The 16706-nt window shown below is 30.0% G+C and carries 18 protein-coding genes; 7 read left to right on the forward strand and 11 right to left on the reverse strand.

Features of this window, described 5'->3' with window-relative positions; genetic code table 11:
- The first annotated feature begins 96 nt into the window (after nt 1-96).
- Nucleotides 97-1107: an SDR family oxidoreductase gene (locus ACKTTC_RS18770; protein ID WP_408041403.1), complete on the forward strand. Its 1011-nt coding sequence runs from the start codon at nt 97-99 to the stop codon at nt 1105-1107.
- On the opposite strand, the gene ACKTTC_RS18775 is transcribed toward ACKTTC_RS18770, so the two are convergent.
- From ACKTTC_RS18775 to ACKTTC_RS18790, 4 genes are read right to left on the reverse strand one after another with little or no spacing between them, the layout of a single operon-like run.
- Entirely contained in the window at nt 1104-1595 is a 492-nt protein-coding gene (locus ACKTTC_RS18775) for a DUF4296 domain-containing protein (protein WP_408041404.1), read from the reverse strand. The genes ACKTTC_RS18770 and ACKTTC_RS18775 overlap by 4 nt on opposite strands.
- Nucleotides 1596-2936 (reverse strand): dihydroorotase, encoded by a 1341-nt coding sequence (locus ACKTTC_RS18780; protein ID WP_408041405.1) that lies wholly within the window; start codon nt 2934-2936, stop codon nt 1596-1598.
- 8 nt (nt 2937-2944) lie between these two features.
- Complete coding sequence (locus ACKTTC_RS18785; protein ID WP_408041406.1) at nt 2945-3406, reverse strand: GNAT family N-acetyltransferase; 462 nt, start codon at nt 3404-3406, stop codon at nt 2945-2947.
- Between the two features lie 3 nt (nt 3407-3409).
- Nucleotides 3410-4129: a polyprenol monophosphomannose synthase gene (locus tag ACKTTC_RS18790; protein WP_408041407.1), complete on the reverse strand. Its 720-nt coding sequence runs from the start codon at nt 4127-4129 to the stop codon at nt 3410-3412.
- Nucleotides 4130-4221: 92 nt separating this feature from the next.
- Between ACKTTC_RS18790 and ACKTTC_RS18795 the strand changes: the two genes are divergently transcribed.
- From ACKTTC_RS18795 to ACKTTC_RS18810, 4 genes are all read left to right on the forward strand, one after another.
- On the forward strand, nt 4222-4857 hold the full coding sequence (locus ACKTTC_RS18795) for a DUF4271 domain-containing protein (RefSeq protein ID WP_408041408.1): 636 nt from the start codon (nt 4222-4224) through the stop codon (nt 4855-4857).
- A 12-nt stretch (nt 4858-4869) separates the two neighbouring features.
- Entirely contained in the window at nt 4870-5616 is a 747-nt protein-coding gene (locus tag ACKTTC_RS18800) for a uroporphyrinogen-III synthase (RefSeq protein WP_408041409.1), read from the forward strand.
- A 95-nt stretch (nt 5617-5711) separates the two neighbouring features.
- Complete coding sequence (locus tag ACKTTC_RS18805) at nt 5712-7079, forward strand: DUF1800 domain-containing protein (protein ID WP_408041410.1); 1368 nt, start codon at nt 5712-5714, stop codon at nt 7077-7079.
- Nucleotides 7080-7091: 12 nt separating this feature from the next.
- Nucleotides 7092-8288 carry a DUF1501 domain-containing protein gene (locus ACKTTC_RS18810; RefSeq protein ID WP_408041411.1) on the forward strand — a complete coding sequence of 399 codons (1197 nt, stop codon included), beginning with the start codon at nt 7092-7094 and terminating at the stop codon, nt 8286-8288.
- Between the two features lie 55 nt (nt 8289-8343).
- Here ACKTTC_RS18810 and ACKTTC_RS18815 read toward each other — a convergent pair whose 3' ends face one another.
- The 7 genes from ACKTTC_RS18815 to panC form a co-directional block, all read right to left on the reverse strand.
- Nucleotides 8344-9444 carry a hypothetical protein gene (locus ACKTTC_RS18815; protein WP_408041412.1) on the reverse strand — a complete coding sequence of 367 codons (1101 nt, stop codon included), beginning with the start codon at nt 9442-9444 and terminating at the stop codon, nt 8344-8346.
- On the reverse strand, nt 9425-9949 hold the full coding sequence (locus ACKTTC_RS18820; protein WP_408041413.1) for a hypothetical protein: 525 nt from the start codon (nt 9947-9949) through the stop codon (nt 9425-9427). Before ACKTTC_RS18820 ends, ACKTTC_RS18815 begins: the two co-directional genes overlap by 20 nt.
- Nucleotides 9933-10478: an RNA polymerase sigma factor gene (locus tag ACKTTC_RS18825; protein WP_408041414.1), complete on the reverse strand. Its 546-nt coding sequence runs from the start codon at nt 10476-10478 to the stop codon at nt 9933-9935. Before ACKTTC_RS18825 ends, ACKTTC_RS18820 begins: the two co-directional genes overlap by 17 nt.
- Nucleotides 10479-10545: 67 nt before the next feature.
- Nucleotides 10546-11907 (reverse strand): DNA repair protein RadA, encoded by a 1362-nt coding sequence (gene radA, locus ACKTTC_RS18830; RefSeq protein ID WP_408041415.1) that lies wholly within the window; start codon nt 11905-11907, stop codon nt 10546-10548.
- Between the two features lie 31 nt (nt 11908-11938).
- Nucleotides 11939-12877, reverse strand: a complete 939-nt coding sequence (locus ACKTTC_RS18835; RefSeq protein WP_408041416.1) for a lysylphosphatidylglycerol synthase transmembrane domain-containing protein — start codon at nt 12875-12877, stop codon at nt 11939-11941.
- 18 nt (nt 12878-12895) lie between these two features.
- A complete protein-coding gene (gene panD, locus ACKTTC_RS18840; RefSeq protein ID WP_408041417.1) occupies nt 12896-13246 on the reverse strand; it encodes an aspartate 1-decarboxylase in 351 nt (116 codons plus the stop codon).
- A gap of 44 nt (nt 13247-13290) precedes the next feature.
- Entirely contained in the window at nt 13291-14142 is an 852-nt protein-coding gene (panC, locus tag ACKTTC_RS18845; protein WP_408041418.1) for a pantoate--beta-alanine ligase, read from the reverse strand.
- Between the two features lie 93 nt (nt 14143-14235).
- Between panC and ACKTTC_RS18850 the strand changes: the two genes are divergently transcribed.
- A complete protein-coding gene (locus tag ACKTTC_RS18850; RefSeq protein WP_408041419.1) occupies nt 14236-15057 on the forward strand; it encodes a glycogen/starch synthase in 822 nt (273 codons plus the stop codon).
- Nucleotides 15058-15075: 18 nt separating this feature from the next.
- Nucleotides 15076-16692, forward strand: a complete 1617-nt coding sequence (locus ACKTTC_RS18855) for a DUF4270 family protein (protein WP_408041420.1) — start codon at nt 15076-15078, stop codon at nt 16690-16692.
- The last annotated feature ends 14 nt before the right edge of the window (nt 16693-16706 follow it).

Here is a 16706-nt window from a genome sequence, read left to right on the forward strand (position 1 = left end):
ATACTATTTACATCATTTTATTATAAAACTTCATTTGGTAAAAATTTCAACTATTTTTCAAAATCCTCTTTTTTATTTAATTCCTATTTTTGTAATATGATTTTAGTCACGGGGAGTACAGGTTTAGTAGGATCGCACTTATTATATCATCTTTCATTAGAAAACGATGCTATTATTGCAATTTATAGGACTGAAAAAAAGATTGAAAAAGTTAGAAATGTATTTTCATATTACACTGATAATTTTGAGCAACTTTTTTCTAAAATTAAATGGATACAAGCTGATATTACAGATATTCCTTCTTTACAAATTGTTTTTCAATATAACATTTTACAGGTTTACCATTGTGCTGCTTTAGTATCTTTCGATCCTAAAGATTATCATGAAATGAGACGTGTAAATATTGAAGGAACAGCTAACCTTATCAATTTCTCAACTTCTTATCAAGTTCAAAAATTCTGTTTTGTAAGCTCTATTGCCGCAGTTGGAGATGCTATAAATGGTGAAATGATTGATGAAGAAAATGATTGGACCGATAATGGCGACAAACATGGATATGCTATTACAAAATACGGTGCAGAAATGGAAGTTTGGAGAGGAAGCCAAGAAGGCCTAGCTGTCGTAATTGTAAATCCGGGAGTAATTTTAGGTAGCGGTTTTTTTAATGAAGGTTCTGGTAAAATATTTTCTCAAGTATATAATGGCTTTAAATTTTATACTGAAGGTGTTACTGGTTTTGTAGGAGTAAAAGATGTTGTAAAAGCAATGTTACAGCTAATGAATAGTCAAATAGTTAATGAACGTTTCATTCTTGTTTCAGAAAATAAATCTTTCCAATACATCTTTAACAACATTGCTGATGTTTTTAATGTAAAGAGGCCTTCTATAAAAATAGGGACTTTAGCTACTGCTATTTTTTGGAGAATAGATTGGTTGCTAACAAAAATTACAGGAAAAACTCCGTTATTAACTAAGAGTTCTGCAAGATCGTCTCACAATAAAGAGTTTTACAGTAACGAAAAAATTAGCAAAGCTTTAAATTTTGAGTTTCAATATATAGAAACTACAATAAAAGATGTTTGTAATGATTTTAAAAAAGGGCATTAAAGCCCTTCTTCTTCTTTTTGCGGTATGTTTCCTTGAATTGAATCTTTCATCGATTCTTTAATTAGTAAACTATCTACCATTTTTACATTTGCTAGTGAATCTAATTTCTGCTTTTCTAATGCTATTTTCTTAATAGAATCAGCTATATTAAGTTCTTTTTGAATTATTTTCCCCTTTTCTTCTAATCGTTTTTTTACATCATTTATCAATTCGTCATATTCATCTATTCTTGATGTATAATACGTATTGCTTATATCAAAACGGGTACTATCTATTTTATACTTTTCATAAATGAAAGGCATATAATTTACATTTTTCTTTTGAAACTTATTCTTAGTATACTTTGCAGCAGTAGCAATATGCATATCGGATAATAACATAATCATAGAGTCTCTAGGAATTAAACCTTCCGGTTTTTTATAAATTGTATTCCCTGTACAAGACAAACAACAGATTAAAATCGGTATAATAAAACGTAAGCTCTTCATTTATCTAGTAAATAATAAACGTTTTCCTTTTATTTCTTCATTAAATGTACCATTATCATACATTAAATTACCATTTACAAACGTGTGTGTAATTTTAGATGAAAATGTATTTCCTTCAAACGGAGACCAGCCACATTTATATAAAACATTATCTCTTGTTACTTCCCAAGAAGCATTAGGATCTACTAAAACAACATCGGCATAATATCCTTCTTTGATAAAGCCTCTTTTTTCTACCTGAAAAAGTTTTGCTGGATTATGCGCCATTTTCTCAACTACTTTTTCTACAGAAATCACACCTTCTTTAATTTTCTCAAAAAGTGCAATTACAGCATGTTGTACTAACGGTCCTCCACTAGGTGCTTTTGTATACACATTTGCTTTTTCTTCTAAAGTATGTGGCGCATGATCTGTTGCAATTACATCAATTCTATCATCTAGCAATGCTTTCCAAAGCCCGTCTCTATCTTTATTTGTTTTTACTGCTGGATTCCATTTTATATGTGTTCCTTTCTTTTCATAATCTGCATCTGTAAACCACAAATGATGAATACATACTTCTGCAGTAATTTGCTTTTCTTCTAAGGGAATATCATTTCTAAACAATTCTGTTTCCTTAGCAGTAGAAAGATGAAATACATGCAATCTTGCCCCAGTTTTTTTAGCTAATTCTATTGCTTTTGATGACGATAAATAACATGCTTCTTCACTTCTAATTACAGGATGATATTTAACAGGAATATCGTCTCCGTATTCTTCTTTAAATTTTGCTGTATTATCTCTAATGGTTTGTTCATCCTCACAATGCACAGAAATAATCATTTTAGTAGAAGAGAATATTTTTTCCAATACTTCTTCATTATCTACTAACATGTTTCCTGTAGAAGAACCTAAAAACAGTTTTATACCAGCCACATCTCTAGGATTGGTTTTTAAAAGCTCTTCCAAGTTATCGTTCGTACCTCCAAACATGAAAGAATAGTTTGCGTATGAATCTGTGCTAGCCACTGCAAATTTTTCTGCTAATAACTCTTGAGTTGTAGCTTGTGGAACTGTATTTGGCATTTCTATAAAAGAAGTAATTCCTCCAGCCACAGCAGCTTTACTTTCTGTAGCAATATTTGCTTTGTGAGTTAAACCTGGCTCACGAAAATGTACCTGATCATCAATCATTCCTGGAATTAAATACTTTCCTTCAGCATTAATCACTGTTACATCTTCTGAAACTTCAATCTCAGAAGCTATTTTTTGAATAAACTCTCCATTGATTAAAACATCTCCTTTAAAGGTAGTTCCTTCATTTACGATGTTTGCATTTTTAATTAAGGTAGATTGTGTCATTGTATTTATTATATGTTCATTCTCATGTTTACTAAACTCTTTCCAAAACCAAAACGTTCATAAGATTTTAAAGCAGGTATATTATCACTATAGACATCTAATCTAATTTCTTTTAAACCTTGACTTTTTGCCCACTCCTTTAATGCTTCTAAAATTTTATTACTAATTCTTTGCCCTCTAAAAGCAGGTTTTACATACATAAAACCAACATAACCGTGTTTTGGATTTTTGTGATAAGGCTGCGCTTCGTCGATTCGTAAATATCCAGAACCAACAAGTTCATCGTTATGTACAGCAACTAAAAGATTTGTTGTTTCTGCTGTAATTAACTTTTTTATATTATAATAATTTATATCTCCCTCTTTTAGAAATTCATCTAAAGGTCTTTCTGCTTCTATAACACCTTGTTCAAACTCTAACAAAGTTGGTAAGTCTTCTATAGTAGCTTTTCTAATTATTATTTCCAACATAAATTATTTTGGCAATCCTTTCAACCTCATTTTTATGACTCCTAATAGCGCTTCGTACACAATTCCTCCACTCATTTTAGATTCTCCTAAAGTTCTATCTGTAAAAATTACTGAAACTTCTTTAATAGAAAAACCATGTCTCCATGCTTTGTATTTCATTTCAATTTGAAAAGCATATCCTACAAATCGGATTTTATCTAGTTTAATCGTCTCTAATACTTTTCTGCTCCAACAAACAAATCCAGCTGTAGTATCGTGTACAGGCATTCCTGTTATAAAACGCACATATTTTGAAGCAAAATACGATAATAACACACGATGCATTGGCCAATTAACCACATTTACACCTACAGAATAGCGAGAACCTACTGAAACATCTCCTCCTTCAGTTTTACAGGCATTATATAATCGTACTAAATCTTTTGGATTATGAGAAAAATCGGCATCCATTTCTATTACATACTCGTAATCTCTTTTAAGTGCCCATTTAAATCCATGAATATAGGCAGTTCCTAATCCATTTTTGCCAGTTCTTTTTTCTATGTGTAATTGGTCGGGGAATTCCGTCTGGAGCTGCTCTACAATAGCGGCTGTTCCGTCTGGTGAGTTATCGTCTACAATTAAAATATCAAAAACTTTCTCCTGATCGAAAGTAGTTCTAATTATCGCTTCGATATTTTCTTTTTCATTGTAGGTTGGAATGATGACTAGTGTATCAGACATTAATCTAAATTTCGTTAAAGAATAACGACAAAGATAAACTAATTTATTGCTAATTTTGTGTTAATTGAATTTTCTCTCACTCACTGTAATATATGGAAGCAATTAGTCGTAATTTTAGTTCTAATGATTGGATTACTCTAGTTTTTATTATTGCTTTTATTTTGATTGCTTTAATGAAACTTTACAAACCGCAATTATTATTTGGTTATGCTATTTCCTTTTTTTCACAAGGATTTATAGAAAATAGAGTAGATAAAAAACCTTCTATATTTTCTACGTTTCATGTACTTATTTTTTTACTTACAGTACTAATGTTTTCTTTGGCGTTGTATTTTACTATCAATACTTCTTTTAAACCCTCGGTAAATCTCTATCTAATTATTTTAGTGGGACTGAGCTCTTATATGGTTATAAAATATGTATTACTCGCTATAATTGCTAAAATAGTTAACATTGAAGATAACACTCGATATTTCATTTTTTCAAAATCTGGTTACTTATATACGATAAGTATTTGGTTGTTTCCTATTTTAGTTATGTTTCAATATGGGTATTCAAATGTGCAAATATTATTGTTTTTCATTTTTGTATTATTCCTATTTAGAGCTCTTTTGATCATTAAAAACAACAAAAACCTGATTTTTAATAACTTCTTCTATTTTATTTTGTACTTTTGCACCCTCGAATTAGCTCCTTTGCTAATCATCTATAAAACAACAACATCTTAAAGAGAAAGTTTTATGAAAGTGAAAACAATTTTAGTGTCTCAACCAGCACCAAAAACAGAAACTTCACCTTATTTTGATTTAGCTGAAAAGCAAAAAGTGAAAGTTGATTTTAGATCTTTTATACATGTTGAAGGTATTCCTACCAAAGAGGTAAGAGCTCAAAAAATAGACTTGAACAATTTTTCAGCAATTATTTTAACCAGTAGAAATGCTGTAGATCATTTTTTCAGAATAGCTCAAGAAATGCGTTTTTCTGTTCCAGATGATATGAAGTATTTCTGCCAATCTGAAGCAGTAGCTTATTACTTACAAAAATACGTTGTATATCGTAAGCGTAAAATTTATGTAGGTACGCGTACATTTCCTGAATTAACTAAGTTAATTAAGAAACACAAAGACGAGAAGTTCTTACTACCTTGTTCAGACAAATTAAAACCTTTAATTCCTGATGAATTAGATAAATTAGGAGTAAAATGGAAAAGAGCTGAATTATATAGAACTGTGGTAAGCGACTTATCTGATCTTGAAAATGTATTTTATGACATTCTAGTATTTTTTAGTCCTTCTGGAATTGATAGTTTATTTAAAAACTTCCCAGATTTTAAACAAAACAATACTCGAATAGCTGTTTTTGGAAACTCAACTATAAGAGCCGTAGAGGAAAGAGGATTACGAGTAGATATTGCTGCTCCAACATCTGAGACGCCATCTATGACAATGGCACTTGAAAAATATATTAAAAATGTAAATAAGAAATAATCTTTTTTATATTTTACAAAACTAAAAGCCATGCAAATGCATGGCTTTTTTTATGCCTTTATTAAACCTTTTCTATAAAAAATGGTCTTAAAAATATGAATACGACACATATTTTACATTTATATAATAGGATTGGGTTTGGAATTATTCCTAAGGAATTAAACAAACTTCAACACAAAGAAAAACATCAAATTGTTGATGATCTTTTTTCGTCTTCGACTCATTTTTCTCCTTTAGAAATAGATGTTAACTTTCTAACAAAGCTTTCTAAAACCGAGAGAAAAAGTAAGAAAAGAGAACTTATAAAAAAGAGCAGAAAAAAAATACGAGAATATAATTTGGCTTGGCTCAATAGATTATTTAATCCAACTGAACTTTTACGAGAAAAAATGACACTCTTTTGGGCTAATCATTTTGTTTGTGAAGACAAAAACATTCTGTATGTTCAGCGTTACAACAATACATTAAGAAAGCATGCCTTGGGTAATTTTGGTGATTTTGTGAAAGCTATTTCTAAAGAACCTGCCATGCTGAAATACCTTAACAACAAACAAAACAAGAAGAAGAATCCAAACGAAAATTTTGCAAGAGAGTTAATGGAGTTATTCATGCTTGGGCAAGGCAATTATACTGAGACAGATATTAAAGAAAGTGCTAAAGCCTTTACAGGGTATAATCATAATTTTAACGGCAAATTCATCATCAGACCTAGACATCATAACACTAGTGAAAAGCTATTTTTTGGTCAGCAAGGTAATTTTAATGGAGATGATATTATCGATATTATTTTAGAACAAAAGCAATGTGCTCGTTTTATTTGTGAAAAAATATATCAATATTTTGTAAATGACACTATAAACAAAGAACATATTAATGAAATGACAACTGTGTTTTATGGTAATTACAATATTGAAAAATTAATGAAACATATGCTACTTTCTGATTGGTTTTATGCTTCAGAAAACATTGGCACTAAAATAAAATCTCCTATTGAATTTCTAGTTGGAATGAATACAATTGTTCCTTACAAAATGGAGAAACCAAAGCAGAGCATGCTGCTTCAAAAGTTATTAGGACAAATACTTTTAAACCCTCCTAACGTAGCTGGTTGGAAAGGTGGAAAATCATGGATAGATAGTAATACCATTGTTACAAGATTACGTTTACCTTCTGTATTGCTTAACAATGCTGAAATACATTATTCTGATAAAGGAGATTTTGAAGATTCAAACACTAATTTCAGTGAGAAAAAATTACGTAAAAAAGCTTTTATTAAAACCATAACAAACTGGGATGTTTTTAATAAGAACTACAAAGGCTTAACGAACAAAGAACTCATATCAAATATTCTTGTTAGTCCAATTTCTATTGGTACTAAAAATGTTTTGAATGTTGCTAGCAATATTCCTCAAAAAGAATTTTGTGTACAATTACTATCACTTCCAGAGTATCAATTATGTTAAAAAACGAGTAGAATGAAGAGAAGAAATTTTTTAAAAAGAACATCGCTTGCTACAGGAGGAATGCTTCTAGTTCCACAGTTTTTAAAAGCTTTAGAAACTGGAAACCCTCTAGCATTAAACAATAAAAAGTTAGTTATTATACAACTAAAAGGAGGTAATGATGGTTTAAATACAGTAGTTCCTTTTAGAAATGATTTGTATTACAAAAACAGAGGAAATATTGCCATTAATAAAAACAATATTCTTAAGTTAAATGATGAAGTTGGTTTTCATAGCAGTTTAGCTCCTCTTAAAAATTTATACGATGAAGGTTATCTAAGTATCCTAAACAATGTAGGATACCCGAACCCTAATAGATCTCATTTTAGATCTACAGATATCTGGCAAACAGCCAGCGATAGCAATGAATTTTTACCAACAGGTTGGGTAGGAAGATATTTAGATATTACAAAATCGAATCCATACAAAGCTATAGAGGTTGATGAGAGTTTATCGCTAATGTTGAAAGGATACTTACAAAACGGTTTGGCTATTACAAATCCAAAATTATTTTACAAGCTATTAAAACAACCTTTCTTCGATGGTGTTTTAAACAACTATGCTAGTGATCCACATTTGAGCGAACATAATTTAGGATATTTATACAACACTATGATTGATGCAAGGTCTTCTGCTAAATACATTTATGAAAAGAGTAATACAAATGCTTCTACAGCCAATTATCCAAAAAATGTATTCGGTAAACAATTAAAAACTATAGCTGAGTTTATTAATTCTGGATTAGACACACAAGTATATTATGCTGCTTTAGGTGGATTTGATACCCATGCAAATCAAAAAAACAGACAAGGAAGATTACTAGAATTATACGCTGAAAGCGTAGAAGCTTTTGTAAACGATTTACAGCAACATAATACGTTTGATGACACTTTGATTCTAACGTTTTCTGAATTTGGTAGAAGAGTAGAAAAAAACGGTTCTAATGGTACGGATCATGGTGCTGCAAATAATGTTTTTGTAATTGGTAATAAACTACAGCAAGCAGGAATTTATAATGCTTTACCTGATTTACAAAATTTAGATGCTAATGGTGATTTAAAATATCAAATAGATTTTAGAGAAGTGTACGCTACTATTTTAGATAAATGGCTCGACGTAAACGATCGTAAAATATTAAATAAAGAGTTCTCTAAATTGAGTTTTATATAATAAAACAAACGAGGAAATTCCTCGTTTGTTACTTTTTCTTTTGCAGTTTTCCCAACTATTCGACTTTCGATTTCTTTAAAAAAGTTACTTCTGAATTTTTCACTTTAATTTGTAACTTTTCATTTGTATTTAGGCTTGGAATTTTCTTTGATTTAATTTGTGTCTTTTTCCCTTTATTTTTTAATATTGAATTAACTCCTGTAATTGAGAACTTATCTAGATCATAAGAATCGAAAAGATAAATTCTTGAATAATCTCCTATACATTTGAATATATTGATGTTTTTGCTAAAGAAATTAAGATAAATTTGACTACTAAAATTATTGATTTCGATATTATCGTCTACTTCTCCTATTTCAATTTTAATTCCTTCTGAAGATATTTTAGAATTTGAAATACTTCCAATCACTAAGTTTTTCCATGAATCTCCTATTGCATCAATATTACTGCTCTTTACTCCTCCAAATAAGCCATGGCCATTATTAATACTAATTATTGAATTACTTACTTCTCTAATTTTAGCTCCTCCTCCTTCTAATTTAAGATTTAAAGATTCAAATATTAGATTATTAAAATTAATTACACTTTCTTTCGAAGTAATCTTTAATCCTTTTAAGAATTTTTTTGGAATTGATATTTTAAATAAAGCATTAAATGATTTATAATTCTTTTTCTTAATTACTTCATCTTGAAATTTATCTAATGAAAAAAAGGAAACATCTTCTTTATTGAACATATCTAAAATATCTTTTTTTGAATTTCTTGCTAAATCGAACTTCATTTTCTTTTTTAAACTCTTCGTAAAAAAATTGAATTCCTTTTTTATATAGTCTTTTGAATAAAACTCCCTTTTTCTAATTTTCTTTGGACTTTTAATTTTTAAAACAAAAGTGTCTTCCATAAAGAATTGCTCTAAAGCTATTATTTTCAAATATTCTTCCATCTCTTTTTCAGAATACTTTAAAAAATCTAATTCAAAATCAACATGTACTTTATCATCCTTAGACGTCTCAACTATTATTGGAATATTTGTAATATTCATTTCCATTTTGAGTGCATCGTTTATTAGAAAACTATCTTTTATGATCGTTTTTTTAACACGTTGAGCACTAATAGATACACCAATAAAAAACAGGCTAAATATCAATTGTTTCATAAGCTATTTCTTTTTTATTAAGATTTTTTATATGATTTTGAATACTTTTTAATGTTTCTAATCTAATTTGAAGATTATTAATCAACTCTTCTAGCAAATTAATATTATTAGACTCCTTTTTAAATCTCTGAGATAAATTTTGGTATTCATTCGATAACTTATCTAAACGTTTTTCATATTTAACTATTAAATATTGATCATCTGTTATTTGAAGTAATTTTTCCCATTCTTCATCAATACTTTTAAGGTATTGCGCTTCTATTTGATGAACTTGATGAATTATTGGCGCTTCTTTACTACTTGTAATTGATGAATCATTTATAAATAAAAGCTTAGCTCCTATACAAATAAATGCTAGTATAACCGCTATATTTTTAATCTTATAGATCAATATTTTCTTTCTAGGAGCTTTTGTTAACTTTTGTTCAAAAAGCTCTCTATGTCTTATAGGCATCTTTTTTTTAGGAGAATTTTCTTTGAATAACTCTCTAATATCTCGCTTCATTTAAATAAGGTTCTAATATTTTTCTTAATTGTAATTTCCCACGCCTTAATTGTGTTCTGGACGTTTTTACTGCAATACCTAAAATTTCAGAAATTTCGGCATGATCGTATCCTTCTAATAAATATAATTTGGTTACTAATTGATATTTAAGAGGTAGTTTATTAATTGCTTCAATAATTTCATTTTTTGAAATTTCTTCATCAAACAACCAATCTTCTTCATTTACAATATCTGATGTATAATTTTCAATAGAAATAGTTTCTATTCTCTTCTTTTTTAATTCATCTATACATTGATTAATTACAATTTTCTTCAACCAAGCTCCAAAAGTATAAGTAGCTTCATATTTGTAAATATTTAAAAACGCTTTCAGAAAACCTTCTTGCATAGCTTCTAAGGCTTCTTCTTCATTTAAATATCTACAAGCAATAGAAAACATAGCTTCGCAGTACTTATCGTATAAATGTAATTGCGCTTTTTTATTTCCTTTCTTACATTGAAGTATTAATAAATTAATTTCTTTTGACACTTACCTTGTTTAGTTGATTTACTCTTAATAACGAAAGGTTTTTTAAAGAGTTTCAAAAAAGTAACTTTTATGCAAATAGTGTCGCAAAAGCTTCTTCTATTTTACCTACAAGAATAAGTTTAATACTATGATTTTTAGAAGTAATTTTATTGTATTTAGAAGTTACAAATGTTTTATAACCTAGTTTTTCAGCTTCAACAATTCGCTGATCTATTTTTGAAACTGGGCGAATTTCTCCTGCCAATCCAACTTCAGCAGCAAAACAAACATCTGGATTTATAGCTATATCTTGATTAGACGATAAAATAGCAGCCACAACAGCTAAATCAATAGCAGGATCATCTATATGAATCCCTCCTGTAATATTTAAAAAGACATCTTTTGCTCCCAATTTAAACCCAGCACGCTTTTCTAAAACTGCTAAAATCATATTCAAGCGTTTAAGATTATATCCTGTAGTAGAACGTTGTGGTGTTCCGTATACAGCTGTACTGACTAATGCCTGAATTTCTATCATTAACGGACGTACTCCTTCTAATGTTGAAGCAATCGCAGTTCCACTTAAATCTGTATCTTTTTTAGATATTAATATTTCTGAAGGATTTGTTATTTCTCGTAATCCGTCAGATAACATTTCATAAATTCCTAATTCGGCTGTAGAACCAAATCTATTTTTTTGTGAACGTAAAATACGATAGGTATGATTACGGTCTCCTTCAAACTGTAAAACCACGTCTACCATGTGTTCTAAAATTTTTGGTCCCGCAATATTTCCATCTTTATTTATATGACCTATTAACAATACTGGAGTATTAGTTTCTTTCGCAAACTTTATAAGTTCTGCAGATGTTTCTTTAATTTGAGAAATGGTTCCAGGTGAGGCTTCTATGTTATTGGTATACAAAGTTTGAATAGAATCAATCACCAAAACATCTGGTTGTACTTCTTCTACATTTCTAAATATTTGTTGCGTATTGGTTTCTGTTAATATCAAACAGTTTGAAGAGCTATTTTCTAAACGTTCTGCACGCATTTTTATTTGCGACTGACTTTCTTCTCCTGAAACATACAGTACTTTTTGAGGTATCTGTAAAGCTACTTGTAATAATAATGTAGACTTTCCTATTCCAGGTTCTCCACCTAACAAAACAATAGACCCTTTAACCAATCCTCCTCCTAAAACAGTATCTAATTCATTATTTCGAGTTACAATTCGTTCTTCTTCATTAAACGCAATTTCTTGAATTCTTAACGGCTTTGATACTTTTTTATCTGTATTTGAAGGGCTTTTCCAATTTCTTTTTTCTTCTTTCTGAACTACTTCTTCTACAACAGTATTCCATTGCTTACAATTAGAACATTGTCCTACCCATTGCGCATGCTGAGTTCCACAATTCTGACAGAAAAAAGTTGTTTTGGTTTTAGCCATAAATACAAACGTTAAACTCTAAAAAATAAATTTACTTATTCTTATTGAAAATAGGTAGTAAGAGAAAAGATAGACCTCCAAAAATAATAATCATTGCTGTTTGAGCAGACCACATTATTGCACCAAATGCATTTGACGGTTCTTCTGGAACTCCAAATAATGTAAAAGCACCAGCTACAGCAACTGGATATAATCCAATACCACCGTTAGTAGCAGCAATACTAAATCCACCTGCAATAAATCCGACTAAAATAGCTCCAAAAGGAACTTCTAAACCTTTAATTGCTGGAATAGTTGCCCAAAACATCGCTACATACATTGTCCAGATAAAAACAGTATGAAAAATGAAAGCCCATTTATTTTTCATTTTAAAAATACTGGTCAACCCTTCTACTAAACTATTCACAAAGTTTTTTACTTTTAATCCTAAACCACTAGTAGATTTTTTAACATATTGTCTAAAAAACAAGACTGCAACTAAAACTGCTACTAAGCCTATTGCTATTTTAATTGGATCAAAATTTGCCTTTACAAGCTTTATTATAAATTCAAATTGAATTAATAAGGTAATTCCTATGATTATAAACATCATCACCAAATCGGCAATACGTTCTGCTACAATGGTTCCAAACCCTTTTTCGAAAGGAATATCTTCATAAGTTGTCATTACTGTTGCTCTAGAAACTTCCCCTGCTCTAGGCAATGCTAAGTTTACAAAATACCCAATCATTACAGCTAACGTGCTATTTATAAATCTTGGCGTATATCCCATAGGTTCTAATAAAAACTTCCAACGATAAGCTCTTGATAAGTGACTCAATACTCCAAAAAATAGCCCTAAAGCTATCCACCCATAATTTGCATTTTTAAAATAATTTAAAAGGGTAGTAGGAGATATTTTGGTAAACATGTACCAAACTAAAAAACCTCCCAAAATGAGAGGTAATATTATTTTTAAAATTTTCTTCATTGAAGTAATCAATATTTTTTAGTCTAATAAGTTTGTTTCCTCATTTGGAAATACTAACTGAGGTTTAAAATTCTTAGCCTCTTCTAATTCCATAAAAGCATATACAATTAAGATAAGTACATCTCCTTTTTGCACTCTTCTTGCTGCTGCTCCATTCAATGTAATTTCTCCACTTTTTCGAGGTCCAGGAATTGCATATGTTTCTAAACGCTCTCCATTATTGTTATTTACTATTTGAACACGTTCTCCTTCAATAATGCCGGCAGCATCCATTAAATCTTCATCAATAGTAATACTTCCTATATAGTTTAAATCCGCCCCTGTAACTTTTACACGGTGAACTTTTGATTTTACAACTTGTACTAACATGCTACAAAAATACTGTTTTTAAAGAATTTATCTTCTACTATTTTTTAATTGTTTTTGAATCTAACATTATCTATTAAACGAATCTCACCAGCAAACACGGCTATAAAAGCTCTATACGTTTTTCCTGATTCGAATTTCGTTGCTGATTGTAATGTTTTTTCATCTGCAATTATAAAGTATTCCAGTTCTAAAAGAGGATGTTTTTTAAATTGTTTTTCTACCCAAGCTATAATTTCTTCAACATCTTTAGAGTGGATTTTTTTTCTAGCTTTTTTTAAAATTTTATGAATAAAAGGTCCAGCTTCTCTATACTCTTTTGTAAGTCTGGCATTCCTAGAGCTCATAGCTAAACCATCTTCTTCTCTAAAAATAGGCATCCCTTTTATTTTAATTGGTAACCCTAATTTCTCTACCATTTTTTTAATAATCTGTAACTGTTGAAAATCTTTTTTTCCAAAATAAGCTACATCTGGAGTTATTATTTCGAATAATGACTTCACAATTGTTCCTACTCCATCAAAATGTCCATCTCTAAATTTACCTTCCATTTCATACTCCAAACCATCAAAATCGAATTTTTCAGCAACAACATTTTCATCATATATTTCTGTTACAGAAGGAGCAAATAACACATCACAATTCACACTTTCTAACAACTCAATATCTTGTTGTAAAGTATTAGGATATTTTTCTAAATCTTCTTGATTATCAAACTGTGTAGGGTTTACAAAAATACTAACAACCGTAATATCGTTCTCGCTTATAGCCTTCTCCACTAAAGAAATATGTCCTTGATGCAATGCACCCATCGTAGGTACAAAACCAATACGTTTTTGATCTTTTTTTACTACTGATAAAAACTTTTTTAAATCAGATTTTAATGTGAATATTTTCATTAAATATTTGTTACAATCTCAGCAAAATTAGCAATTTAACAGGATTTTAGCATAAAATTTTGTAGTTTTGCGCCTTTAAAAGAGTTAGATTTAATGAAGGATAAGAGAATATTGTATGTTTCTTCGGAAGTTATTCCGTATTTACCAGAAACAGAATTATCATCTACCGCATTTAATGTTGCAAAGTATGCACATTCCAAAGGAATTCAAACCCGAATTTTTATGCCACGTTTTGGTGTGATTAATGAACGAAGACATCAGTTACATGAAGTAATTCGTTTATCTGGGATGAATTTAATTATCAACGATATGGATATGCCATTAATCATTAAGGTTGCTTCTATTCCTAAAGAGAGAATGCAAGTATATTTTATTGATAATGATGAATACTTCAAAAGAAAAGCAATCTACACGGACGAAGATGATAAGTTATTTGCAGATAATGATGAAAGAATGATCTTCTTTGCAAAGGGGGTTGTAGAAACTGTTAAAAAATTAAACTGGGCACCAGATATTATTCATGTTCATGGATGGATGGCTTCTTTATTACCTCTTTATCTAAGAGAATATTACAAAGAAGAACCTTTATTTGCTGAAAGCAAAATTGTTACTTCTCTGTATAGCAATGAATTTGAAGGTGAACTTAGCCAAGATTTCTTTAAAAAGGTTCAGTTTGACAAAATTGAGAATGCTAGTGTAGCTCATTTAGAAACACCTACTCAAGAAAATATATTAAAGAATGCAATCTTAAATTCAGATGCTATTATTAAAGGCAGCAATGATTTTTCTAGTGATTTAGAACAATTCATTACAGAAAGTGGCGTTATGGTACTCGACTACCAATCTGAAGAACTATTAACTGAAGCATATTTAGACTTCTATAGAGAGAATGTTCTTGAACTTCAGGATTCTTAATTTTTTCAACATAAATACATGAAAAAGATTGTATATATAAGTGTGGTTTTAAGCTCACTTTTTTTAGTTATTTCTTGCGAGAAAGACTTTCGCGAGATCGGGGGTAACATCATCAATAACAATAGTTTTGAAACAAAACAAGTAACTTTTGAAGTTGAAATTATTCCTGAAAACATCGATGCAGTTAGAGCAGATAACATCGCTATAAATCAATTAGGTGAATATTGGTTAGGTGTGTATAATAACTCCGATTACAAAAGAATTACATCTTCTTTTGTAAGTCAATTAGGTTTTATACAAAACCCTAAAACATCTGATGTAGTTCCTGCTTCGAGTATCGTAAGTAATGGAGACGAAACGGATGAGGAAGAAGCTGCATTACAAGCACAAAGAATTGATTCTTTTTTCGTTTTAGATCGCGTGATCTTAAAACTTCCATACACAGCAACTAGTATTAGAGAAAGTACAGACAATGTTCCTAAGTTTAGGTTAGATTCTATTCTAGGTGATGCTACTAGGAATATGCCTTTAAAAGTATACAGAAATGAGACTTTCTTAAACTCATTAAACCCTGGTAATCCATCAGAATCAAATAGTTTTTTATCTGATGCAGACTACACTGGAACTGAGGTATTAAATGAAGACATGGGATTCGAGTTTTTCCCAAATCCTAACGACACTTTATTTGTATATGATAGAAATGTAAGTAACACTAGTGGTGTTGTAACTGGTACTTATAAGGACACTTTAAAATTAACAAACGCTAATCCATTTTTAACTGTTCCTTTAAATACCGCAAGAATGAAAGAGCTTTTTTGGGATAAGTTTGGCGATCCCGAATTTGCTACCGCAAATGCATTCAATGATTATTTTAGAGGATTAGTTGTAAAAACTGAAGGTACTGAGGGATCTATGATTCCTTTTAGATTATTGGGTACAAATACTTCCGCAAGTTTAGAATTCTTTTACACTATTACTAGATACGAGATAAAAGCTGGAGAATCTACTTTAAGTCCTAAAGACACTATCGGTAGTTCTTATACTTTTCCTTTAACTGGAGTTAGAAACAGTAAATATGAACCTAATCCTGCTACAAATGCTGCTCCTGTTAATAGTTTTGTTGTACAAGGAACCGCTGGTTCTAAGGCTAAAATAAATATCTTAAACGGAACAGAACTACAAGACTTAAGGTCTCGAAATATTTTAGTAAACGATGCTTCTTTAATATTTAATATCGATGCTTCGAGAGACACTACTTATTTACCATTAAGATTATTAATCTATAAAGATAATGGTGAAGAGGGTGAACAAATTACAGACAGTTATAGTGAAACAAATTCCTTTGGAGGATTCCTTGCCGACGATGCGGATGGAAAACCAGAATCATATACAATACGTATAACAGATTATATTTCTGATTTATTAAATGGAACAGAAACGGACAATCTTCCTTTGGTATTGCGAGTATATAATATAGGAACAGATTCTCCAATTGTAAATGGTCTTTTAGATATTCAGGTAAGATCATATAACTGGGATCCTAGAGGTGTTACTCTTTTCAATAACTCTACTACTAACGGAGAAAAAAGAGCCAAGTTAGTATTATCTTATTCTGAAGAAAAAGAGAACAATTAAGTAATGTCAATCTA

The organism is Tenacibaculum amylolyticum (assembly GCF_964511145.1).
GTDB lineage: Bacteria > Bacteroidota > Bacteroidia > Flavobacteriales > Flavobacteriaceae > Polaribacter > Polaribacter amylolyticum.

Bases quoted from the DNA above. Each gene is read 5' to 3' on its own strand.
- ACKTTC_RS18770 (WP_408041403.1), top strand. From the start codon at position 97: ATGATTTTAGTCACGGGGAGTACAGGTTTAGTAGGATCGCACTTATTA.
- radA (WP_408041415.1), bottom strand. From the start codon at position 11,907: ATGGCTAAAACCAAAACAACTTTTTTCTGTCAGAATTGTGGAACTCAG.
- ACKTTC_RS18775 (WP_408041404.1), bottom strand. From the start codon at position 1,595: ATGAAGAGCTTACGTTTTATTATACCGATTTTAATCTGTTGTTTGTCT.
- ACKTTC_RS18815 (WP_408041412.1), bottom strand. From the start codon at position 9,444: ATGAAACAATTGATATTTAGCCTGTTTTTTATTGGTGTATCTATTAGT.
- panC (WP_408041418.1), bottom strand. From the start codon at position 14,142: ATGAAAATATTCACATTAAAATCTGATTTAAAAAAGTTTTTATCAGTA.
- ACKTTC_RS18835 (WP_408041416.1), bottom strand. From the start codon at position 12,877: ATGAAGAAAATTTTAAAAATAATATTACCTCTCATTTTGGGAGGTTTT.
- panD (WP_408041417.1), bottom strand. From the start codon at position 13,246: ATGTTAGTACAAGTTGTAAAATCAAAAGTTCACCGTGTAAAAGTTACA.
- ACKTTC_RS18820 (WP_408041413.1), bottom strand. From the start codon at position 9,949: ATGAAGCGAGATATTAGAGAGTTATTCAAAGAAAATTCTCCTAAAAAA.
- ACKTTC_RS18800 (WP_408041409.1), top strand. From the start codon at position 4,870: ATGAAAGTGAAAACAATTTTAGTGTCTCAACCAGCACCAAAAACAGAA.
- ACKTTC_RS18805 (WP_408041410.1), top strand. From the start codon at position 5,712: ATGAATACGACACATATTTTACATTTATATAATAGGATTGGGTTTGGA.
- ACKTTC_RS18795 (WP_408041408.1), top strand. From the start codon at position 4,222: ATGGAAGCAATTAGTCGTAATTTTAGTTCTAATGATTGGATTACTCTA.
- ACKTTC_RS18785 (WP_408041406.1), bottom strand. From the start codon at position 3,406: ATGTTGGAAATAATAATTAGAAAAGCTACTATAGAAGACTTACCAACT.
- ACKTTC_RS18850 (WP_408041419.1), top strand. From the start codon at position 14,236: ATGAAGGATAAGAGAATATTGTATGTTTCTTCGGAAGTTATTCCGTAT.
- ACKTTC_RS18855 (WP_408041420.1), top strand. From the start codon at position 15,076: ATGAAAAAGATTGTATATATAAGTGTGGTTTTAAGCTCACTTTTTTTA.
- ACKTTC_RS18790 (WP_408041407.1), bottom strand. From the start codon at position 4,129: ATGTCTGATACACTAGTCATCATTCCAACCTACAATGAAAAAGAAAAT.
- ACKTTC_RS18780 (WP_408041405.1), bottom strand. From the start codon at position 2,936: ATGACACAATCTACCTTAATTAAAAATGCAAACATCGTAAATGAAGGA.
- ACKTTC_RS18810 (WP_408041411.1), top strand. From the start codon at position 7,092: ATGAAGAGAAGAAATTTTTTAAAAAGAACATCGCTTGCTACAGGAGGA.